The following is a 21,576-nucleotide window of genomic DNA, read 5'->3' on the forward strand; positions in this document are numbered from 1 at the left end:
GCGGCACATCACCGCGTGGACTTGACGACCTGCGAGTAGTGAAACTGCCACCGCTCCACGATGTGGAAGCCGAGATAACCCGGGAACCGGTATGCCGGGGCGCGCCCGAATGCCTTGCCGGGCGGTAGCGATTGCCCGGCTTGATGGTCGGGCAGCGAGTTGTCCTTATTGGTGATGGTCCAGATCGCCGGGCATTTATTGATTTTGGCCGTCGTCAGCCACACGGCGACGTGCCCGTCCCACAAAGATCCGACCTTCGGGCCGTACACGCCGCGCTCCACGTCGATCAACGACCGGAACGCCGCCGGGCGGGTGGCCAGCAGCGCACGAATCGGGCCGGGCCGCCAGGGCACGGTGTTGTCCACCATCAGGCAGTCGCCGGGGGCGGCGTGCGTGCTGATCAGATCGGCGACCTGGCTGTAGTCCCACCCCTCTTTGGCATACGGCCAGCGCTGGACGAACAGGTAGTTCGGCACCGCGGCGACGGCGAACACCAGCACCCCGCCGGCGATGGGCCACGGGCGGCGGAACACAGTGACGAGACAGACGGCCAGCACGACGGCCATCGCCGGCGCGGTGAAGATCAGGTAGCGCGGGTAGTAGATCGGCTCGCTGACGGCCGAATAGATGACGACCAGGGCGGTGGGAATCACCATCCACGCGGTGGCGATGAGCAACAGCCGGCGCAGGTCACCCGCCGGCGCCGGCACGCCAGCCCACCGTGTCACGGCCGCCGCGACGATCAGGACCGCGCTCGCGATGGCGAAGGCCACGCTGTGGTCGAAGTATTGGCGCAGGATGATGTCGAACGCGTAATGCCAGCTGACGGGGTAGATCCAGTTGACCTGCCACACCTGGTTGTGCGCGAACACCAGGAACGGCGTCATGGCCGCCACGGCGACGGCCGACGCCGCGGCCCACCGGATCGCCGGAGACTTGCGGGCGCCCCGGGGCGCGAGCAGCGGCAGCATCGCGCCGTACACCGGCACCAACAGCACCAGGTTGAGGTTGAGCAGTATCGACAGCATCAATCCCAGCGCGTACCAAACCCATCCACGCGGCCTGTTCAGCCGGACGGTGCCGACGAACAACACCGTCAGCCAGACCGCGGCGGCGGCCACGAAGGCGTACGGGCGCGCTTCCATGCCCGCCCACGTCGTGCGCGGCAGGATCGCGAAAATCGCCCCCGCGCACACCGCCGCGGGCCGCGTGGAGAACTGTCTGGTGAACACCGTGACGCCGGCGGCCGCCGCTCCGATCGCCAGGGAACTAGGAAAACGCGACCAGAATTCGGTGGGCGGGAACAGCGCGAACCAACCGTGCATCAGCAGGTAATACGCGCCATGGACGGCGTCGATGTGGCCCAGCAACCGCCACAGCTCTGGCAAAGTCCGGCTGGCCGCGGCCGAAATCGTCGCCCCTTCGTCGAACCAGAGCGACGGTCGGCAGGCCCAGGCGGCGCTGACGGCGGTGGCGAACAGGGCGATTGCCCACGGATCGAGCAACCCACCGCGCGCACGCCCGGGCGCGGGCGCACCGCCGAAATCCCCTGCACCGGGCTCGACGGTGGGCTCGAGGGTGGGCATGGACATGATGCTTGTTACTGTAAGGCGCCGTTGACGGAACGGGTCACAAACGGCGTCCGGCGCATTCACTGTTCGCGTTCACTTTCACGAAAAGCGGCGTAATGCAATGCCTTCCACGTTGGCCTCGCACATTCGATGGTTTTGTCATTGGCAATATTGTCCGTTGCCGCAGCCAGGGCCCGCAAATTGTCGACGCGCCACGCCACGCTGTGTCGTTAATCTGTCTCCTGCGCATCGAGCAAACGCGCTACTGTCTTGGGTTGGCTGACCAACCGAAACTGGGAGGGTAAATGGGCGCCTATCGGACTGTGGTGGTAGGAACCGATGGCTCGGATTCGTCGATGCGCGCGGTGGAGAAGGCGGCGCAGATCGCGGGAGCGGACGCCAAGCTGATCGTGGCGTCGGCATACCTGCCCCAACATGAGGACGCCCGGGCCGCCGACGCCCTGCGGGACGAGAGCTACAAGGTTTCCGGCACCGCCCCGATTTACGCGATCCTGCGCGACGCCAAGGACCGCGCCCACGCCGCCGGTGCGCAGAACATCGACGAGCGACCCATCGTCGGCGCCCCGGTCGACGCGCTGGTGCACCTCGCCGAGGAGGAGCAGGCCGACCTGCTCGTGGTCGGCAACGTCGGCTTGAGCACGATCGCCGGCCGGCTGCTGGGCTCGGTGCCGGCCAACGTCTCGCGCCGGGCCAAGACCGACGTGTTGATCGTGCACACCACGACGTAGCCCGATGGTGGCGACCCGCTTCGCCCGGCTACGCCGCGCTCGCGATCGCCACTAGCCCGATGGTGGCGACCCGCTTCGCCCGGCTACGCCGCGCTCGTGATCGCCACTGCCCGCAGTCACCAGCCTCGCTCGCGCCATTCGCTCAGGTGCGGACGCTCGGCGCCTAACTGCGTGTCGTCGCCATGGCCGGGATAGATGACGGTGGAGTCGTCGTACACATCGAACACCCGGGTGCTGACGTCCTCGATCAGCTGGGTGAAATCGCCCGGCTGCCAGGTCTTCCCGACGCCGCCCGGGAACAGGCAATCGCCGGTGAACAGCTGGGTGACGCCGCCGGTCGCCGGCCCGTCCAGGGCCAGCGCGATGGAGCCCGGGGTATGCCCCCGCAAGTGGATGACGTCGAACGTCAGCTCGCCGATCTGCACGGTGTCGCCGCCCGCCAGCAAACGGTCCGGTTTGACCGGCAGCGGTTCGGCGTCGATCTCGTTGGCGGCGGTGGGTGCCCCGGTGGCGGCGGCCACGGCCTCCAGCGCCTGCCAGTGATCGAAGTGCTGGTGGCTGGTCACGATCAGCGACACCTTCGGCGCGTTCTTCTGGATCAGGTCGATCAGCACGTCCGCGTCGTTGGCGGCGTCGATCAGCAGCGTTTCGCCGGTAGCGGAACAAGTGATCAGATATGCGTTGTTGTCCATGGGGCCGACAGAGGCCTTTAGGATCGTGGCGCCGGGTAGGGTCCGGCGGGCCGCGGTACCGGGGTCAACGTGTCCGGTGTAGTTGTCGTCCACTTCAGTCATGTGCGCCACTCCTCGATCCCGCCAGTCACTGGCGGCCACGTTACTGGTCGCACAGTGCTTGTCGGTATGGGCACATAGCATGGAATGCGCCGTGCGCAATTCCGGTTCGGATTCCGCAGCGCGGCTACCAGAAGTCGCAGATAGTTCCTGAGAGGGGCAGCGTTGGCTGACCGTCTGATCGTCAAGGGCGCCCGCGAGCACAACCTGCGCGGCGTCGATCTCGACCTGCCCCGCGACGCGCTGATCGTCTTCACCGGGCTGTCGGGGTCGGGCAAATCGTCGCTGGCCTTCGACACGATCTTCGCCGAGGGACAGCGCCGGTATGTGGAGTCGCTGTCCGCCTACGCGCGTCAGTTTTTGGGGCAGATGGACAAGCCGGACGTCGACTTCATCGAGGGCCTGTCCCCGGCGGTGTCCATCGACCAGAAGTCGACCAACCGCAACCCGCGCTCGACCGTCGGAACCATCACCGAGGTGTACGACTACCTGCGGCTGCTGTACGCGCGGGCCGGCACACCGCACTGCCCGATCTGCGGCGAGCGGATCGCCCGGCAGACCCCGCAGCAGATCGTCGATCAGGTGCTGGCGATGCCGGAGGGCACCCGGTTCCTGGTGCTGGCGCCGGTGGTGCGCACCCGTAAGGGCGAATTCGCCGATCTCTTCGAGAAGCTCAATGCCCAGGGCTACAGCCGGGTGCGGGTCGACGGCGTCGTGCACCCGTTGACCGATCCGCCGAAGCTGAAGAAGCAGGAAAAGCACGACATCGAGGTGGTGGTGGACCGCCTGACCGTCAAGGCGTCCGCCAAGCAGCGGCTCACCGATTCGGTGGAAACCGCGCTGAACCTGGCCGACGGCATCGTGGTGCTCGAGTTCGTCGACCACGAGCACGACGCGCACAACCGGGAGCAGCGGTTCTCCGAGAAGCTGGCCTGCCCGAACGGGCACGCGCTGGCGGTCGACGACCTGGAGCCGCGGTCGTTCTCGTTCAACTCGCCCTACGGTGCCTGCCCGGAGTGCAGCGGCCTGGGCATCCGCAAGGAGGTCGACCCCGACCTGGTGGTGCCCGATCCCGAGCGCACCCTGGCCGAGGGCGCGGTGGCGCCGTGGTCGGCCGGCCACACCGCGGAGTACTTCACCCGGATGATGGCCGGGCTGGGTGAGGAGCTGGGCTTCGACGTCGACACCCCGTGGCGCAAACTGCCGGCCAAGGCCCGCAAGGCGATCCTCGAGGGCTCCGACCACCAGGTGCACGTGCGGTACCGCAACCGGTACGGCCGGACCCGGTCCTACTACGCCGATTTCGAGGGCGTGCTGGCCTTCCTGCAGCGCAAGATGGCCCAGACCGAGTCCGAGCAGATGAAGGAGCGCTACGAAGGCTTCATGCGGGACGTACCCTGCCCGGAGTGTGAGGGCACCCGGCTCAAGCCGGAGATCCTGGCGGTCACGCTGGCCGCCGGGGGCGCGGCAAAAAGTCCATCGCCGAGGTCTGCGAGCTGTCGATCTCGGACTGCGCGGACTTTCTGAACGGGCTCACCCTGGGCCCCCGCGAGAAGGCGATCGCCGGTCAGGTGCTCAAGGAGATCCAGTCGCGGCTGGGCTTCTTGCTCGACGTGGGGCTGGAGTATTTGTCGCTGTCCCGCGCCGCGGCAACGCTGTCCGGCGGTGAGGCGCAACGCATTCGGCTGGCCACCCAGATCGGCTCCGGTCTGGTCGGCGTGCTCTACGTGCTCGACGAGCCGTCGATCGGTCTGCATCAGCGCGACAACCGCCGGCTCATCGAAACCCTCACGCGGCTAAGGGGTTTGGGTAATACGCTGATCGTCGTCGAGCACGACGAGGACACCATCGCGCATGCCGACTGGATCGTCGACATCGGTCCGCGGGCCGGTGAGCACGGCGGCGAGATCGTGCACAGCGGCACCTACAGCGAGCTACTGGCGAACAAGGATTCGATCACCGGCGCCTACCTCTCGGGCAAGGAACGCATCGAGATGCCGGCGAAGCGGCGCGCGATAGACCGCAAGCGTCAGCTGACCGTCGTCGGCGCCCGCGAACACAACCTGCGCGGCATCGACGTCAGTTTCCCGCTCGGCGTGCTCACCTCGGTGACCGGTGTGTCCGGATCCGGGAAATCGACTCTGGTCAACGACATCCTGGCCGCGGTGCTGGCCAACCGGCTCAACGGCGCCCGGCAGGTTCCCGGCCGGCACACCCGGGTCACGGGGCTCGACCACCTGGACAAGCTGGTGCGGGTGGACCAGTCGCCGATCGGCCGCACCCCGCGATCCAACCCGGCCACCTACACCGGGGTGTTCGACAAGATCCGCACCCTGTTCGCGGCCACCACCGAGGCCAAAGTCCGTGGCTATCAACCGGGCCGGTTCTCGTTCAACGTCAAGGGCGGCCGCTGCGAGGCGTGCACCGGCGACGGCACCATCAAGATCGAGATGAACTTCCTGCCCGACGTGTACGTGCCGTGCGAGGTCTGCCACGGCGCCCGGTACAACCGGGAAACCCTGGAGGTGCACTACAAGGGCAAGACCATCTCCGAGGTGCTGGACATGTCGATCGAGGAGGCGGCGGAGTTCTTCGAGCCGATCACCGGCATCCACCGCTACCTGCGCACGCTGGTCGACGTGGGGCTGGGATACGTGCGGCTCGGCCAGCCCGCCCCGACGCTGTCCGGCGGCGAGGCGCAGCGCGTCAAACTGGCCGCGGAACTGCAGAAGCGCTCGACCGGGCGCACGGTGTACATCCTCGACGAACCCACCACGGGCCTGCATTTCGACGACATCCGCAAACTGCTGAAGGTCATCAACGGCCTTGTCGACAAAGGCAATACGGTCATCGTCATCGAACATAACCTGGACGTGATCAAGACCTCGGACTGGATCGTCGACATGGGGCCGGAAGGCGGAGCCGAGGGCGGAACTGTTGTCGCGGAGGGCACTCCGGAGGACGTCGCCGCCGTACCGGAGAGCTACACCGGCAAGTTCCTCGCCGAGGTGATCGGCCGCAACCCGGCACCGTCCAGCGCCGCGCGGCGATCGAGCCGGCGCCGCAAAGTCACCGCCTGAGCCCGGTCAACCCTTCTCGGGCCGCATCGATTCCCGAATCTCGGCCAGTCGCTCGGCCGCGGCCCGCTGGCGTTCGTCGTATTGTTCGGCGACCGAGCGTCCTTCGGGTGATTCCGCGTCGAGTTCGGCGGCGCCTTGCGCTGTCGCATACCGGGACTCGATCTGATCGCGCACCGACTCGAAGGTCGGCACACCGCCGTCGTCGTATGCGGGGACGGGCCCGGTGGGGGTGACTGGTTCGTCGGGCATGCCGCCACGGTAGCGCGACGGTTGACAGAAATATCGTGTCGTCGTTCTGAGTGCGGAAGCGTCAATATATCGGCGTCGCGGCACTACGGCGCGCCCGACCACCAAAACAAAAGGTACAGGGGTCTTTTTGGCGTCTTAATGCCCTCGCCGGTCGGTCGAATTCGTCCGTTTATGTCACAATCCCTTTGGTTAATTTGTCGGGAGTCGAATTAGCAAACGGCGCTCTCAAAAAATTACTCGTTAGTAACTGCGAATAGGCGGAGGTCACGTATGGAAGCGGTGCAAATCACGGGGCTCGGGATTGACGGCCCGTGGTCGGATTCGGGGTTCGGTTGGCGCGATCACGCGACGGGGTGCTGGGTCGCCGCGGCGACGCCGGCCGCGGAGCCTGATCTGTGGAATCAGTACCTCGAAGGCGCGCTGAACAGCTATCGCCGACACGGGCTGGATTGGGTGCTCGGCCTCGACCAGATTCAGGATGGAGCCGACACGTCCCTGTTTTTTGCTGCGCTCGACCCGCAGGGGCGGGTCGTCGGAGGCACGCGCGTCGTCGGGCCTTTGCGCTCGCCGGAGGACTCCCACGCTCTCGAGGAATGGAAAGGCAACCCGGGGCTTCCGCTGCTGCGCCATATGATTTCCAACCGGCTGCCGTTTGGCGTCGTCGAGGTGAAAAGCGCGTGGACCAATTCTCGCGAATACGGCAATCGGGCGCTGTCCACCGTGTTGGCCCGCACCGCGCTGCCGATGATGACTTTGCTGGGTGTTCAATTCGTGATGGCCACCGCGGCGGCCCACGTGCTGGAACAGTGGCAGTCCTCCGGCGGCGTCGTGGCCAACCGCGTACCGGCGGCGGCCTATCCCACCGAGGACTACCGAACCAAGGTGATGTGGTGGGATCGCCGCACCCTTGCCACGCATGCCGAGCCGGCACAGTTCAAGCTGATGTGCGCCGAGAACGCCGAAGTCCTCAGTCGCATTTCGGCGTAGGTGAAATCGAAGTGTTCTAGGGTCGACTCGTGTCCATCGCTGAGCCCGTGCGCGACGTCGCGGCGTTGCCGTTGGCCCCGAAAAACCCGCTTCCGTATCGGGAACGACTGAAGGCCATCAAGGAATTTCATACCGGTACCAACAAACTCCGCGACGCCGGTGGGCCTGTCACCCGGGTTACCTTGGGCCCGAAGTGGCTGATCCCGCCGATCGTTTTGGCGACATCGCCACAAGGCATCCGCGACATCGTCAGTGTGAGAGACGGTTCGGTCGACAAGACCAGCACGGTGGCCACCGAGCTTCGTCGGCTGCTTGGCGGAAACCTGTTCGTCTTGCCCCACTCGGAGTGGTTGCCGCGCCGACGCACCTTGCAACCGGTGTTCACCCGCCAGCGTGTCCGCCAGTTCGGTGGGCACATGGCCGAGGCCGCGGAGATCGTGTGTGCCCAGTGCCGCGACGGCGCCGAGATCGATCTGGACGCCCAATGCCGCACGCTGACGTTGCGGGCATTGGGTCGCTCGGTATTGGGTTTGGATCTCGATGAGCGCTCCGACGCGATCGCCGAGCCGCTGCGCGTGGCGACGAGTTACGCGGTACGGCGCGCACTGCGGCCGCTGCGTGCACCGGAGTGGATGCCCACACCGGCGCGTCGGCGTGCCCGCGCCGCGGCCGCGGCGATTCGCGAGCTGGCAGACGAGATTTTGCAAGCGTGTCGTGCTGACCCCGAGAGGGAGGCTCCGCTGGTACACGCGTTGATCGCCGCCACCGACCCCGAGACCGGACAGTCGTTGTCGGATAACGAGATCCGCGACGAAATGATCATCTTCTTATTCGCTGGCCACGACACCACGGCGACGACGCTGACCTACGCGCTGTGGGCGCTGGGTCGCCACCCGGACTTGCAGCAGCGGGTCGCGGCCGAAGCCGCCGGCCTACCAAATCGCCAACTCACTCCCGACGACGTTGCGCGGCTGGGCTTTACCGTCCGAGTACTTCAGGAGGCGCTGCGGCTGTGCCCACCGGGCCCGACCGGAACCCGAATGGCGATGCGCGATGTCGAAGTCGCCGGCTACCGCGTCGAAGCCGGCACCATGCTGGCGTTCGGAAGGATGGCGGTACAAACCGACCCGGACCTGTGGGACGATACGTTGCGATTCGATCCGGACCGGTTCAGTCCCGAGCACGCTGACGGCCGCGACCGTTGGCAGTACGTTCCATTCGGGGGCGGGCCGCGCTCGTGCATCGGGGACCACTTCGCGATGCTGGAAGCCACCCTCGCGTTGGCGACCATCGTGCGCCGGGTCGAAATCAAGTCTCTTTCCGAAGAATTCCCGCTGGCCGTGCCCTTCACAATGGTCGCGGCGGCTCCGATCAGGGCCAAGATACGACTACGTCAGTAACCCTTTCCGCTGGCCAAGGCGTGACGCAGCGCTGCACCTGCCGGCAGGGGGTGGCGACCGGCGAGTTGTCGCGGGTGCCATGATTGCGGCTATGGCTTCTCGACACATGCGATTTCGGTTCTTCTATCGGGTTGGCTTCACGCCGTGGGAGGGCCATCCGATCGGGCAGGGCCTGCGGGATCTGGTCGAGGGGAACGCGGAGACCCCCGCATTGCCCCAGGGGTCGGCTCTCGATGTGGGATGCGGCACCGGGGATTGCGCCATCTACCTTGCTCAGCAGGGCTGGAAGGTCACCGGAGTCGACTACGTCGCAAAGCCACTCGACAAGGCGCGGGCCAAGGCCGGCGCCGCCCAGGTTCCGGTCAATTTCGTCCGTGCTGACGTCACCCAGTTGAGTCAGTCCGGAATCGGAAGGGACTTTGGCTTGATCGTCGATAACGGGTGCATCCACAATATGAGTGGTGCCGATCGTGAGGCCTACGTCCGGGAGATCAGCGCCGTGGCGGCGTCCGATGCGCGGCTATTCATTGTCGCGTTCCCTCCCGGTGGCCGGTTCGGGGTGCCGGGTATTGATCACGCAGAGATCGAACGGCGGTTCGCTCCCGGATGGACGCTGCTGTCAACCGGCAACGAGCGGGAACTCGACGACAAGACCGCGACGTATTATTACCTGTTTCAACGCCGCCCTTGACGCCAATCAGCGGAGGGTTTTCGCTTCGTGGGCGGGTCTACAGCGAGTTACCTCTTCCAGAAGGCCCCGCGTCGGAGAAGTCAATCGGGACGACGCGTTTGGTCAAGAGTGACTCCATCGCCGAGTTGTCCAGCGGGCGGGACAGCAGAAAGCCTTGTGCGCGATGGCAACCGAGGCTGAGTAGCGTCTTGGCTGCGGCCACGGTCTCGACCCCTTCGGCGACGACCTCGAGCCCGAAAGCCTCCGCCAGCGCCATCGTCGAGCGCACGATCGCGAGGTCACCGGCGTTGGTATCGAGATTACGGACAAACCCTTTGTCGATCTTAAGTGCGTCGACGGGCAGCGATTTCAGGTACGTCAGCACACTGTATCCGGTGCCGAAGTCGTCGATGGCGATCTGTACGCCGATATCCTTCAAGCCGAACAACGTTTTGCGTGTGGCGTCGATATCTTGAACCACAACACTTTCGGTGATCTCCAGACATACGGTGCTGGGATTGAGATTGAACTCGTCGAGGGTGGCCGCGACGGCGCCGACAATACCATCTGTGACAAGCTGCACCGGCGACACGTTGACGCGGAGCACCGTGCCGTGTCCGACGCCGCGTGACTGCCAGAGCCCAAACTGCGCACACGCGGAACGCATTACGAGACGGCCGAGTTTGGCACCGAGGTTGATCGATTCCACGACCTGAATGAACGAATCGGGCATCAATAACCCCAGAGTCGGATGTTGCCAACGGATCAACGCCTCGGTACCGAGTATGGCCCCGGTATTCATGTCGAACTCCGGCAAGTAGTGGAGCACTAAGGTCCCGATACCGCTATCGGTCGTTCCTTCCAGGTGCAGTTCGATGTCATTGCGGATCATGTCTGTCGTAGACATCTCTGGACTGAAGGTTGCGAGTTTGTTGCCGCCGGAACCCTTGACTGACCGGGTGGCCTGGTCGACCCGACGTAGTAGGTCCGACGTGCTCTCGTGTCCGGGTACGCCGGCTGCGACGCCGATACTGACGGTGCGGCTGAGCATCTCACCGTCGATTGAGACTTGTCCGTGAAGCTGGTTGTGCAGCGACCGCGCGAATGCTTCGGCTGCATCGACGTCCATGGGCCCGGTCGGCACGACGACAAACTCGTCACCGCCGAAACGCGCTATGACGGTGGATACGGCATCGGTGGCCTCGCGCAGCAGCGCGGCGAAGGCCACGATGAACCGGTCGCCCGCGTCTTGGCCCAGGCGGTCATTGATGACTTTGAAGCGGTCGAGTGAGACGAATACCACCGAGACCGGACCCGGACGTCCCTCGGCCAACCGCTTATCGAGGTAGGCGATGAGGGCTCTGCGGTTCAGCAACCCAGTGAGTTCGTCGTGCTCAGCCAGGTAGTGGATCTGCTCTTCGGCGACGACCCGGGCCTGCAGTTGGGCGAAGAGCGCGGCGATCGCCTGCACCGCGTTGAGCTCTTCGGGCAGCCATTCGCGGTCTCCGACCTTGCCAAAGGCCAGGGTCCCGGTCGTTACATCGCCAGACAGCAGCGGCACGGCGGCCAGGGACACGGTGCCCCACCCGGTGCCCTCGTCGATATTGCGTTGATAGTCCTCATTCGCCGGCGCGGGACGCACGACTTGCGGCACTTTGAGGTGCTCGGCCTGGGCGAACACGGAGTCGGCGTCGGAGAAATAGATGACGCCGATCGGGTCGGGGTCGGCGTTGCGTGGCGGCCACTCTGCGACGAGCACGGTGGCACGGATCGTGTGATCGTTGTGGCGCAGGAAGCTGAAGTCCACAGCCAGTTCGCGGACCAAATCACCGAGCACTCGTTGACTCACCGCAGCAGAGTCAGCCGCGGTGGCCGCCATCAACTCTGCGGCGGCACCGGTGACCAAGTAATCCAGCGTGCCCGACATTGCCCTTACCGTAGCTTCAACTCGTGGGCTGCGCCGACATTGCGTACTGCCTCACGAGTCTGCGCGCCAAGCGGACTCGGAATCCATAAGTGGTGCATCAGCAAACGACCGCTCAACGAAGCACCCGTCCGCGGTCAAAATTGCGGCGGCTTGGTACCGATGCCGGTGGACCGGCAGTGAACCGGAGTACCAGCACCTCGGAATGGCCGGCAGGTATGCCCGCCAAGGCTCGGAAGTCGCGCTGCAATTGCGTTAGCTCATTCGCGAATTGGGTTGACAGCTCGCGGAATTCAATTTCGTTGTGGGCGTACAGGAAGACCGGCGAGACCGGCTGCACAGAAAGCCCTTGCCGCTGCGCGATGATCCAGATCAACTCAACAGCGGCTCCTCCTTTGGCGTAGTCGCAAAGTCCCCGCCCTGGCACGGTTACCGCGGCCAGCGCCGAACTGGCTAATATCCGGTCCCGGGTGTCTTCACCGAGGGCGCTGCCGGCGTTCCATTGGGCCAGATGGGTCATGACGTCGGTGCGGCGCAGGATATCGAGCATCGCCAGATCTCCGGTGTCGAGTTCCAGACTGCGCACGTCGATGCCGGTGTCGGGGTCGGTATCACCGGGCCAGCGCAGTTCGGAGACCATCTCTTTGTGCAGCTTCGGCGTCAGGTAGCGGGTGCGATCGGACGCGGCAAGAATTGTTGCGGCATGCGCGATGTCGTCTCTGTCGGTGAGGAGGTGTAGATGCGCGCATTCCCGTTTCGCCGCGACGCGCAGCGCTTCGATGGTGGCGGCGCCGATCGGCCGGGGAGTGCCGTGGTGGCGGTTGGTTTCGCGCTCGAGCATCGGTTGATAGAGATCGGCAAGGTCGGGGTCGGTGCCGTCGCTCAATTTCAGGGTGGCGCGCAGGGATCCGTTGCCATTTTCGGTGAGGCTGACGGGGCCCAGAACGTGGTGAGTCGCGGCGGCGATCCTGGCGTTCAAGAGCGCAGCCCCCACTGCGACAGCGCTGCCCCGGAATCCGACGTCCATTGTCGACGTGTGTTGTGCGGCAATATCGATGGTGACCTCGGTAGGTCCGGCCTGGACATACCAGGGCTGTACATTTCCCCCGGAAGGAGCGCGGATCGCCGCGGCAGCGATGATTCCGGCGATTCCGGGTAGTTCCGGTGGCTCGGGATGGTCTGCCGGCGCGGGGTGGTGCTTGGCCATCTCGGGGTCACCGAGTTGGTCTAGCGCCCAGCCGATATCGATGCGCGTACGGCCCGAGCGAAGCTCCTCGCCGAGCCCAATTCTGCGCACGCCCTCGGCCAACGCCGACGCCCCCAGCACGACATCCGAGGCCACCTGCGGCCAGGTCGACACCGTGCGGTCGATCTCCAACAGCGAGGCGGCCGTCCGGGGTGAAAGACGTTCGGCCTCAAGGTGACGCAAGATGTGGGGGACCTTCTCGCGGCTGCTCATGCCGGGCAACAATCCGATGTCGAGGTCGCCGAGCAGACCATGCAGAATCGGTCGCTGAGGCTGTTGATCGAAACGCTCCACATCGATGAGGCCGCGATCACTGGTCGCCATCAGAACCGGAATGCGGCGGGTTCGAGCGCCTTCCCGCAAGACCGCCTTCATGTCCAGGGAATCGCATTCTTCGATGACGATGTCGAGCCCGTCCAAAAATGCATCGACGGTATCGAACGTCAGTCCGGCGTCAAACACTTCCACCGGTAGGTACGGATCGAGCTCGGCGATCCTGCGCGCCGCGACACAAGCCTTGTTGACCCCAAGGTCGAACACGCTGGCAGGCACCCGATTCAGGTTTGACAGCTCGAGATGGTCAAAGTCGGCCAGGCGAAGGCGGCCACACAAGCCCTGGGCCGCGAGGGTGTGCGCGATGACGTGGCCGACGCTGAGACCGGCGACGCCGATGCGCAGCGCGCCCAGTCGGTCCTGTTCCGCCGGGGTGATGTTATTGCGATTGCGGTCGAGGCGCACGGCGCGATATCCGCGCGGGCCCAGCACCGCCACAACCGCGCGACGCCACGGGTAGTAGGCCCAGCGGCCGGGCTCTGTCAGAAGCTCAGGATGCGGGGTGGGCCGAAGGCTACGCAGGTTGGCTGTCTGCGCATCGAGACGGTCGATGAACTCCACGCTGGGATCGGCGCGTAGTCGCCGCAACACCGACTCGCCTTGTGCCTCGGTAGCGTCGAGAAGCTGCGCGGTGTAGGCGATTACGCCGGGCTCATCCATGGTGCTTCGTGTATAGCACCTGGGCGGCAAGCCGGACCGGGTTTGAGCCGGTTTGCCTAGCGCAAGGTCAACGCCGAGGTGTGGCTTCGTCGAGGAATTGCCCATGTCGTATGAGGCTGGTGACGGCCGCATCCCAGCGGCGCAATTGCCGCTCGGTAAAGAAAGATTCCCGCAGGTGCAGCTCGATGTACGGATGCAGGATGATCGCGCCGACACGCAGGATCAGCGGGTTGAGCGCAGCCCAATCGGGATCGAGGTCAGGGTGGATGTTGTTCCGTCGGGAGAACTCGTCACGCTGGGCCGTGCTGATGCCCAAAAGCCCGGTGAAGATGACCGAACCCAATGCGCCGCCCTCGGCAAGCGCGCGACCGAGATAGGTCATCACGTCGGGTCTTTCGACCATAAGTCCCGTCAGTCGGCGCCCGGCCGCGTTGAGCCCGTCGGAGGGAGGCTCGGGCATCGTTGTGGGTTCCAAAGCCTCGCTTACCACTTGCAGGACGTACTGATCGACTGCGGCGGTCAGCGCGGCCTTGGTACGAAAGTGGTGCTGCACCAGCCCAAGCGAAACCTCCGCGGTCTCCGCGATCGCACGCAGCGTCGTGGCGGCGATGCCGCGGACAGCAAAGCAGCTCAGCGCGGCGTCGCGAATTCGCTCCTTGGGAGAGGGCTCTGCTGGTGGGGGCGGGTCATACGGAAACAGCCGGGTGGATCCCACGGCCGGACAATACACCCGCACCGCGCCACGATACGTGGATATCGGATTACCCCGTACTGCGTATCGATTCCGGCGATCGGCGCTCGAAAAGCCGGACCATCTGCTGCCAGTACACCAGCGTCAGCGCCATCTGCACCGCGACGGCGATCAGCGCGGGGCGCAGCCGGTGCCGGCGCGCGGCGACCAGTGCCACCAGCGCGCTCGCCGACGTCGCCGCGCTGACCAGCATCGCCGCGTCGCGGGGCCGGCGGCTGATCCACAGCTCTTCGCCCAGCATCGCGCGGGTCGACCACGCGCGGAGATGCGCGGGCTTGCCGAACACCACGGGATTCACGGCCAGCCACAACGCAATCCACACCGCATGGGCCCGCCGCCGCGTCCAGACCGGCACCAGGATCAGCGGCGTGCTGGCCCACCGGGTCCAGGCGCTGAGCGGGTGGCAGTGCCGCGCGAAGACGGCCCGCCGAACCCGCGCGACGGACAGCACAGGCGTTATCGCTTGGCGGTGTTGGAACGCTGGGCCGGGACGACCACCGGGGAGCCCACGGCGGGCGCGGACGCGGCGGGCAACGGCGTCCGCGCAATCCCCGGCGTACCCAGTTCGCCGGCGAGCCAGGGCAGCGAGGCCGCGAATACGCGGTCCGCGAACGGCCAGTCGTGCTTGCCGGGCTGGGGCACCACCGCGCAGTCGATTCCCTCGGAGCGGCCGAGCGCACACAGCGAATAGGCGGCGGCGGTCTGATTGCCGGGATTGGCGGCCGCTTCGCGTCCCGCGAGCCGGATGGCGCCGCTGTCGGTCAGCGGGACGTCGCGGCGTGGGGTGGGCGGGCCGTCGGACGAGATCGCGAACCAGCCGGCCACGTCGCGGTACGGGCCGTGCCGGTTGATCACCGTGGTCGGATCGAAAGCCGCCCAGGCGTCGGCGTTTCCGCCGAACAGCCTGGCGATGGTTTGAGCCTTGTTGCCGGCGTTCGGGAAGAAATCGCCGGCGACGTCGACGAACGCGCTGAACATGTCGGGGTGCATGACGGTCAGGTCCACGGCGCAGGTCCCGCCCATGGACCAGCCCACGACGCCCCAGTTCGCCCGGTGCGGGCTGACCCCGAAACTCGAAACCATAAAAGGAACAACATCTTTGGTCAGGTGGTCGGCGGCGTTGCCGCGGACCCCGTTGACGCATTCGGTGTCGTTGTTGAACGCGCCGCCGGAATCCACGAACACCAGCACCGGAGCCCTGCCGTCGTGCGCGGCGGCGAAGTCATCGATCGTCTTGACCGCGTTGCCCGCGCGCGTCCAGTCCGCCGGCGTGTTGAACTGCCCGCCGATCATCATCACGGTCGGCAGCGGCGGGGGCGGGGTGGTGGCGAACCATTCCGGCGGCAGGTAGACCAGCTCGCCGCGGTGCTTGAAGTGCGACCCGTCCGAGGGGATCGCCACCGGCACCACGGTGCCGTGCGGCGGCCGGGTTCCCTTGGCGGCCATCGCGGTAACGGTGGCCTGGTCGGTTTGATCGGGCAGCGGGCCCGAGGTCAGCTGGCTCCAGGCCGACTGCACGGTGGGGAAGTAGCCCACCCAGAGGTTGAGCATCAGCGCGGTGCTGAGCAGGCACAGGGGCACGGCCAGCACCGTGGCGCCGCGCCGCCAGCGGCGCGCGGTGCGCCAGCCCAGCACCAGCACCGCCGCCGCCATGCCGGTCAGCGTGACCCAGAGCCACAGCGCCGCCGGGGCCGGATCGTCGGAGAGCCCGCGGTCGACGATGTACCAGTGCGTCAGGTACGCCACGACCCCGCCGGCCAGCAACGCCGCCGGCATCCACACCGTGCGCCAGCGGCGCGACCGCCAGCCGACCGCCGACGTCAGCACCACCGCGGCGAGCACCTGGATCGTCACCGGCACCCAGCCATGCATCAGCGAGGTGTGGCTACTTGCCAGGAGCTGCGCGGGAGCGCTGTCCATCGAGGCTGTCACGTGACTCATTGTGATCTATCGGTAACCGGCCTGGAACATGTTCACCGAATGTTCGCTCAGGGCTTTCTGCTTGGTCGGGTCCTGGTCTAATGCGGCTTGGCCAGCGGGAATGGCAGTGTCTCGCGGATGCTGCGGCCGGTTATGAGCATGACGAGCCGATCGATGCCCATGCCCAGCCCACCGGTGGGCGGCATCGCGTACTCCATCGCCTGCAGGAAGTCCTCGTCGAGCTCCATCGCCTCGGGATCACCGCCGGCAGCTAACAGCGACTGCTCCTGCAGGCGGCGGCGCTGCTCGACCGGATCGGTGAGCTCGCTGTAGGCGGTGGCCAGTTCGACGCCCCACGCCACCAGGTCCCACCGCTCGGCGACGCCCGGTTCGCTGCGGTGCGGCCGCGTCAGCGGGGACACCGACGTCGGGAAGTCGATGTAGAAGGTCGGCTCCTCGGTCCGGTCCTCGACCAGGTGCTCGTACAGCTCCAGCACCACCGCGCCCGCATCCCAGTGCGCCCGGTAGGGGATGTGGGCGGCATCGGACAGCTTGCGCAGGGCGGACAGCGTCGTCGCGGGGTCGATGTGTTCGCCGAGCGCCTCGGACACGGCGTCGTGCACGGTCTTGACCGCCCAGACGCCGGAGATGTCGGCCGGTTCCAGCCGGCCGTCGGTGCCGGGCCGTAGCACGACCTGCTCGCCGTGCGCGGCCTGGGCCGCGTTCTGGATGAGCTCGCGGCATCCGTCGATCCACACCCGGTAGTCGGCGTGGGCCTGGTAGGCCTCCAGCAGCGTGAATTCGGGGTTATGGCTGAAGTCCACGCCCTCGTTGCGGAAGGCCCGGCCCAGTTCGAAGACCCGCTCCACGCCACCGACGCACAACCGCTTCAGGTAGAGCTCCGGCGCGATGCGCAGGAACAGGTCGAGGTCGTAGGTGTTGATGTGTGTGACGAAGGGCCGGGCGGTGGCTCCGCCGTGGATCTGCTGCAGGATCGGGGTCTCGACCTCGATGAAGTCCTTGGCGAACAGGGTCTGCCTGACCGAGCGCAACACCTCGCTGCGCGCCCTGATCAGCTCGCGCGACTCGGGGTTGACGGCCAGGTCGACGTAGCGGGTCCGCACCCGCGCCTCCGGGTCGGTCAGCCCCTTCCACTTGTTCGGCAACGGCCGCAGGCATTTGCCGATCATCCGCCAGTCGGCGACGATCAGCGAGCGGCTTCCCTTCTTGGAGAAGCCCATGTGTCCGGACACCTCCACCAGGTCACCCAGGTCGATGGCGGCGGTGAAGTCGGCGGTTCGTCCGCGCTGCAGCTGCGAATTGTCCAGCAGCACTTGGATTTCCCCCGACCAGTCGCGCAGGTGGGCGAACAGCACGCCGCCGTAATCGCGGATCCGCAAGATCCTGCCCGCGACGGAGATGGTGTCCCGGTCGTCCGCGTCGAGCGCACCGGCGACGGTGTGGCTGGGCGGGGAGCCCACCGGATACGCGTCGACGCCGTTGCGCTGCAATATCTTCAGCTTGGCCAGCCGCACCCGCACCTGCTCGGGCAGCCGAGACCTCGACTCCTCCTCGTCGGCGGTCTCGCGGCGCTCCCGCAGCCCGCTGACGTCCGGGGCGCTGCCGTCGTGATGCAGCAGCCCGGATTCGGCCAGCCGCTGCGGGACGGCGGGGTAGTGGCCGGTGTGCGTCTTGCGCCGGCCGAACGGCAACACCAGGAACCCCTCGGCGAGCGCGGAGGCGACGCCGACCCGCGGAATCAGGCGGGCGTCCTCGTAGCACGCGTAGCGCGGCACCCAGTCGGGCTGGTACTTCATGTTCGAGCGGTACAGGGTCTCCAGCTGCCACCACCGCGAGAAGAACAGCAACAGCCCCCGCCACAGCCGCGCCACGGGACCGGCGCCGAGCTGTGCGCCCTGCTCGAACGCCGAACGGAACATCGCAAAGTTCAGTGAAATGCGGGTGATGCCAAGGGCTTCGGCATTCAGGGCCAGGTCGCTCACCATCAGCTCGATGGTGCCGTTGGGGGACTGCGGAGAACGGCGCATCAGGTCCAGGGAGACGCCGGTGGTGCCCCAGGGAACCAGCGACAGCATCGCCACGACGTTGCCGTCGCGGTCCAGCGCCTCGACCAGCAGGCAGTCCCCGTCGGCGGGGTCGCCGAGCCGGCCCAGCGCCATCGAGAAGCCGCGCTCGGTCTGCGTATCCCGCCAGGCGTCGGCGCGCGCGATGGTTTTGGCCATCGCGTCGGCGTCGATGTCGCGGTGCCGCCGGATCCGCACGGTCAACCCCGCTCGGCGGGCCCGGGTCACGGCCTGACGGACCCCGCGCATGTCCGGGCCGGACAGCTTGAAATCGGAGGTCCGCAGGATGGCCTCGTCCCCGAGCTCGAGCGCGTTCAGGCCGCCCTCACGGTACGCCCGCGCGCCCTGGGTGCTGGCCCCCATCACGCCGGGCGCCCAGCCATAGGTCTGGCACAGACCCAGCCAGGCGTCGACGGCCTGCCCCCAGGCCCGCGGATCGCCGATCGGGTCGCCGCTGGCCAGGCAGACCCCGATCTCGACCCGGTAGGTGATGGCGGCACGCCCGCTCTGGGCGAACACCACGGACTTGTCGCGGCGGGTGGCGAAGTAGCCCAGCGAGTCGTTCTTGCCGTAGAGCTCCAGCAGCCCGCGGATCGCCGATTCGTCCTCACCGGTCAGCGCGTTCTCCGCGCGCTGGGACTGGAAGAGCACGATCGTCGCCAGGATCAGCGCCAGCGCGCCGAACAACCCGAAGATCGCGTTGAGGAACACGTGCGGCCGGCCGGTGAACAGGTCCGGGTCGGCCAGCGCGAACCCCACCACCCGGTTGGCCACGTACGGCAGGCGGTCCTGGCGGGCCAGCGTTCCCGGGAACAACTCGACCAGGCCCCAGGACACCAGGATCCCCACCACATCGCCGGCGACCAGCACCGCGGCCGCCTTGACCAGTGCGCCCTTGCGGACCTTGGCCCAGAACTCCCGGTAGGCCAGCACCAGCAGGACGATCGCCACGATATGTACGGCGAACCCGAGGTTTTCGCCGAAGATCTCCGCGGCGGTGTTGTCGCCCGCGGCGATGTCGGCGGCGTTCAGCGCGGCGGCCAGGATCATGTTGGCCAGCAACAGCAGCCAGGCGATGCGCTTGCGGGCGGTCAGCGCCGCGGCCAGCAGGGCAAGGATGAACGACCACGCGATGCTGGTGTCCGGAAAGTTGAACAGATAGTTGTTGATGAACTCGCGGGGGACCTTGATCAGGTACCTGATCAGCGGGGACACGCTCCCGAGCAGCGACACGGTGGCGATGACGCCCACGGTCCATCCGGCCGCCGCGGGCACCCAGCGATACCGCGAGTTCGACCGGCCGCCGGGCCCCGAACGCGGCCCCGAACGAGGACCCGAAGCAGGAGTAGCGAGTGTCACAGACCGCGAGGATATGCCCTCAATCCGTGAAAAGCTTGTCTAAGCGCCAAGTGTGGCGGGCGCGAGTCCGGCCGCGTGTTTGGGGCCGGGTTGACGCCCGTTGCGGGGCCGTCGTCCGGCCGAAGTGCTAAAAGCCACCTCAAGGCTGCTAAACTAGCGCCTGCGACCATCCCGGCGAAAGCCAGGAACAGTTAAGTGGAGTCCCACTCCCACCGCGCGCCGACGAAATCCCTGAGCGGATCTTCCAAGGTTCAGCGGTCCGGTCACAGGCATCGCGGATGCCTGTTCCGCGGGCAACGCGGGCGGCTCGAGCAGTTCCAGCCGTGATCGGTCGGCATTGGGCCCTGCTTGTGCAGGGCTTTTTTGCTAGTGGTGTGGTGTCTCCGCCGCTGCTTCCTCCCGGCCTTCCCGACCGGTCGTCACCGCAGGACATATAGAAGCCCAACAAGGGAGGCCCCATCAGCACTGAGACCCGCGTCAACGAGCGCATTCGCGTACCTGAAGTCCGATTGATCGGCCCAGGGGGAGAGCAGGTAGGCATAGTGCGCATCGAAGACGCACTGCGCGTCGCTGCGGACGCCGATCTCGACCTTGTCGAAGTTGCCCCGAACGCCAGGCCGCCGGTCTGCAAGATCATGGACTACGGCAAGTTCAAATACGAAGCGGCGCAAAAGGCGCGCGAATCCCGCCGGAACCAGCAGCAGACCGTCGTCAAAGAACAAAAGCTGCGACCGAAAATCGACGATCACGACTACGAGACCAAGAAGGGTCACGTCATCCGCTTCCTGGAAGCGGGATCGAAGGTGAAGGTCACCATCATGTTCCGCGGACGCGAGCAGTCGCGGCCCGAGCTGGGCTATCGGTTGCTGCAGCGCCTGGGTGCGGACGTCGCCGAGTACGGCTTCGTCGAAACGTCCGCCAAGCAGGACGGCCGCAACATGACGATGGTGCTGGCACCGCATCGCGGCGCGAAGACTCGCGCCAAGGCGCGGCATCCGGAAGGGCCCGGCGGCGGCGCGGCATCCGACGACGATGCGGCGGCCGAAGCCGAACCTACGTCGAACTGACCGACAGACAGCAGCGAGTGCTCGAGTACCAGCACTCGAGCACTTCATAGAACAGAGGAAACATGCCCAAAGCCAAGACCCACAGCGGGGCGTCAAAGCGGTTCCGGCGCACCGGTACCGGCAAGATCGTCCGCCAGCAGACCAACCGCCGGCATCTGCTCGAGCACAAGCCCTCGAAGCGGACCCGCCGCCTCGACGGCCGAATCACGGTGTCGGCCAACGACACCAAGCGTGTTAACAGCCTGCTGAACGGCTGACCACCGCGCCGGCCAGACCCGCATCGCGAGCTGGCACGGCGACCCGACCAACTAATTGTGAACGAGAGTAGGAACATCCAATGGCACGCGTGAAGCGGGCGGTCAACGCCCACAAGAAGAGGCGCAGCATCCTGAAGGCCTCGAAGGGCTATCGCGGCCAGCGATCCCGGCTCTACCGCAAGGCCAAAGAGCAGCAACTGCATTCGCTGAACTACGCCTACCGCGACCGTCGTGCGCGCAAGGGCGAGTTCCGCAAGCTGTGGATCTCGCGTATCAACGCGGCGGCACGCGCCAACGACATCACCTACAACCGGCTGATCCAGGGCCTCAAGGCCGCCGGTGTGGAGGTGGACCGTAAGAACCTGTCCGACATCGCGATCGCCGATCCGGCCGCCTTCACGGCGCTGGTCGACATCGCGCGGGCGGCCCTGCCCGAGGACGTCAACGCTCCCTCGGATTCCGGAGAAGCGGCCTAACC

16 protein-coding genes and 1 pseudogene are annotated in these 21,576 nt (G+C 66.4%); 8 read left to right on the forward strand and 9 right to left on the reverse strand.

What is annotated here, in order from left to right:
* Positions 1 to 8: 8 nt before the first annotated feature.
* A complete protein-coding gene (locus B9D87_RS04165) occupies positions 9 to 1,592 on the reverse strand; it encodes a mannosyltransferase (RefSeq protein WP_007776107.1) in 1,584 nt (527 codons plus the stop codon).
* A 284-nt stretch (positions 1,593 to 1,876) separates the two neighbouring features.
* Here B9D87_RS04165 and B9D87_RS04175 point away from each other — a divergent pair, with 284 nt between their 5' ends.
* Positions 1,877 to 2,320, forward strand: a complete 444-nt coding sequence (locus B9D87_RS04175) for a universal stress protein (protein WP_007776105.1) — start codon at positions 1,877 to 1,879, stop codon at positions 2,318 to 2,320.
* Between the two features lie 116 nt (positions 2,321 to 2,436).
* On the opposite strand, the gene B9D87_RS04180 is transcribed toward B9D87_RS04175, so the two are convergent.
* Positions 2,437 to 3,114, reverse strand: coding sequence for an MBL fold metallo-hydrolase (locus B9D87_RS04180; protein WP_007776102.1), 678 nt, complete (start codon positions 3,112 to 3,114; stop codon positions 2,437 to 2,439).
* Positions 3,115 to 3,276: 162 nt separating this feature from the next.
* On the opposite strand from B9D87_RS04180, the pseudogene uvrA reads away from it, so the two are divergent.
* Positions 3,277 to 6,191 (forward strand): annotated as a pseudogene (gene uvrA / locus B9D87_RS04185) (excinuclease ABC subunit UvrA).
* A gap of 6 nt (positions 6,192 to 6,197) precedes the next feature.
* Here uvrA and B9D87_RS04190 read toward each other — a convergent pair.
* A complete protein-coding gene (locus B9D87_RS04190) occupies positions 6,198 to 6,440 on the reverse strand; it encodes a PspA/IM30 family protein (protein ID WP_007776097.1) in 243 nt (80 codons plus the stop codon).
* A gap of 270 nt (positions 6,441 to 6,710) precedes the next feature.
* Here B9D87_RS04190 and B9D87_RS04195 point away from each other — a divergent pair, with 270 nt between their 5' ends.
* The 3 genes from B9D87_RS04195 (at position 6,711) to B9D87_RS04205 (ending at position 9,518) form a co-directional block, all read left to right on the forward strand.
* On the forward strand, positions 6,711 to 7,427 hold the full coding sequence (locus tag B9D87_RS04195; RefSeq protein WP_007776095.1) for a hypothetical protein: 717 nt from the start codon (positions 6,711 to 6,713) through the stop codon (positions 7,425 to 7,427).
* A 29-nt stretch (positions 7,428 to 7,456) separates the two neighbouring features.
* Positions 7,457 to 8,827: a cytochrome P450 gene (locus B9D87_RS04200; RefSeq protein ID WP_007776093.1), complete on the forward strand. Its 1,371-nt coding sequence runs from the start codon at positions 7,457 to 7,459 to the stop codon at positions 8,825 to 8,827.
* Positions 8,828 to 8,918: 91 nt separating this feature from the next.
* Positions 8,919 to 9,518 (forward strand): class I SAM-dependent methyltransferase, encoded by a 600-nt coding sequence (locus tag B9D87_RS04205; protein WP_040631860.1) that lies wholly within the window; start codon positions 8,919 to 8,921, stop codon positions 9,516 to 9,518.
* A gap of 37 nt (positions 9,519 to 9,555) precedes the next feature.
* On the opposite strand, the gene B9D87_RS04210 is transcribed toward B9D87_RS04205, so the two are convergent.
* The 6 genes from B9D87_RS04210 to lysX form a co-directional block, all read right to left on the reverse strand.
* Positions 9,556 to 11,424 (reverse strand): putative bifunctional diguanylate cyclase/phosphodiesterase, encoded by a 1,869-nt coding sequence (locus B9D87_RS04210; RefSeq protein ID WP_007776087.1) that lies wholly within the window; start codon positions 11,422 to 11,424, stop codon positions 9,556 to 9,558.
* A 112-nt stretch (positions 11,425 to 11,536) separates the two neighbouring features.
* Positions 11,537 to 13,660: an Rv1355c family protein gene (locus B9D87_RS04215; protein WP_007776084.1), complete on the reverse strand. Its 2,124-nt coding sequence runs from the start codon at positions 13,658 to 13,660 to the stop codon at positions 11,537 to 11,539.
* A gap of 67 nt (positions 13,661 to 13,727) precedes the next feature.
* Positions 13,728 to 14,375: a TetR/AcrR family transcriptional regulator gene (locus B9D87_RS04220; RefSeq protein WP_007776083.1), complete on the reverse strand. Its 648-nt coding sequence runs from the start codon at positions 14,373 to 14,375 to the stop codon at positions 13,728 to 13,730.
* 46 nt (positions 14,376 to 14,421) lie between these two features.
* The gene (locus tag B9D87_RS04225) at positions 14,422 to 14,862 is read right to left on the reverse strand and encodes a DUF6653 family protein (protein WP_007776082.1); all 441 of its coding nucleotides are present in this window, start codon (positions 14,860 to 14,862) and stop codon (positions 14,422 to 14,424) included.
* A gap of 5 nt (positions 14,863 to 14,867) precedes the next feature.
* Positions 14,868 to 16,352, reverse strand: a complete 1,485-nt coding sequence (locus tag B9D87_RS04230) for an alpha/beta hydrolase (RefSeq protein WP_175648605.1) — start codon at positions 16,350 to 16,352, stop codon at positions 14,868 to 14,870.
* A 77-nt stretch (positions 16,353 to 16,429) separates the two neighbouring features.
* The gene (gene lysX, locus B9D87_RS04235; protein ID WP_415623605.1) at positions 16,430 to 19,789 is read right to left on the reverse strand and encodes a bifunctional lysylphosphatidylglycerol synthetase/lysine--tRNA ligase LysX; all 3,360 of its coding nucleotides are present in this window, start codon (positions 19,787 to 19,789) and stop codon (positions 16,430 to 16,432) included.
* A 443-nt stretch (positions 19,790 to 20,232) separates the two neighbouring features.
* On the opposite strand from lysX, the gene infC reads away from it, so the two are divergent.
* The 3 genes from infC (at position 20,233) to rplT (ending at position 21,574) form a co-directional block, all read left to right on the forward strand.
* Positions 20,233 to 20,841, forward strand: a complete 609-nt coding sequence (infC, locus tag B9D87_RS04240) for a translation initiation factor IF-3 (protein ID WP_077091885.1) — start codon at positions 20,233 to 20,235, stop codon at positions 20,839 to 20,841.
* A 62-nt stretch (positions 20,842 to 20,903) separates the two neighbouring features.
* The gene (gene rpmI / locus B9D87_RS04245; protein WP_007776073.1) at positions 20,904 to 21,098 is read left to right on the forward strand and encodes a 50S ribosomal protein L35; all 195 of its coding nucleotides are present in this window, start codon (positions 20,904 to 20,906) and stop codon (positions 21,096 to 21,098) included.
* Positions 21,099 to 21,178: 80 nt separating this feature from the next.
* Entirely contained in the window at positions 21,179 to 21,574 is a 396-nt protein-coding gene (rplT, locus tag B9D87_RS04250) for a 50S ribosomal protein L20 (RefSeq protein ID WP_007776071.1), read from the forward strand.
* The last annotated feature ends 2 nt before the right edge of the window (positions 21,575 to 21,576 follow it).

Origin of the sequence: Mycobacterium colombiense CECT 3035, assembly GCF_002105755.1 — a bacterium.
In the GTDB taxonomy this organism is placed as follows: domain Bacteria; phylum Actinomycetota; class Actinomycetes; order Mycobacteriales; family Mycobacteriaceae; genus Mycobacterium; species Mycobacterium colombiense.

What these genes read in the sequence shown, in the direction of transcription:
- B9D87_RS04165 (WP_007776107.1), bottom strand. Translation starts at nt 1,592, where the DNA reads ATGTCCATGCCCACCCTCGAGCCCACCGTCGAGCCCGGTGCAGGGGAT.
- B9D87_RS04175 (WP_007776105.1), top strand. Translation starts at nt 1,877, where the DNA reads ATGGGCGCCTATCGGACTGTGGTGGTAGGAACCGATGGCTCGGATTCG.
- B9D87_RS04180 (WP_007776102.1), bottom strand. Translation starts at nt 3,114, where the DNA reads ATGACTGAAGTGGACGACAACTACACCGGACACGTTGACCCCGGTACC.
- B9D87_RS04190 (WP_007776097.1), bottom strand. Translation starts at nt 6,440, where the DNA reads ATGCCCGACGAACCAGTCACCCCCACCGGGCCCGTCCCCGCATACGAC.
- B9D87_RS04195 (WP_007776095.1), top strand. Translation starts at nt 6,711, where the DNA reads ATGGAAGCGGTGCAAATCACGGGGCTCGGGATTGACGGCCCGTGGTCG.
- B9D87_RS04205 (WP_040631860.1), top strand. Translation starts at nt 8,919, where the DNA reads ATGGCTTCTCGACACATGCGATTTCGGTTCTTCTATCGGGTTGGCTTC.
- B9D87_RS04210 (WP_007776087.1), bottom strand. Translation starts at nt 11,424, where the DNA reads ATGTCGGGCACGCTGGATTACTTGGTCACCGGTGCCGCCGCAGAGTTG.
- B9D87_RS04215 (WP_007776084.1), bottom strand. Translation starts at nt 13,660, where the DNA reads ATGGATGAGCCCGGCGTAATCGCCTACACCGCGCAGCTTCTCGACGCT.
- B9D87_RS04230 (WP_175648605.1), bottom strand. Translation starts at nt 16,352, where the DNA reads ATGAGTCACGTGACAGCCTCGATGGACAGCGCTCCCGCGCAGCTCCTG.
- rpmI (WP_007776073.1), top strand. Translation starts at nt 20,904, where the DNA reads ATGCCCAAAGCCAAGACCCACAGCGGGGCGTCAAAGCGGTTCCGGCGC.
- rplT (WP_007776071.1), top strand. Translation starts at nt 21,179, where the DNA reads ATGGCACGCGTGAAGCGGGCGGTCAACGCCCACAAGAAGAGGCGCAGC.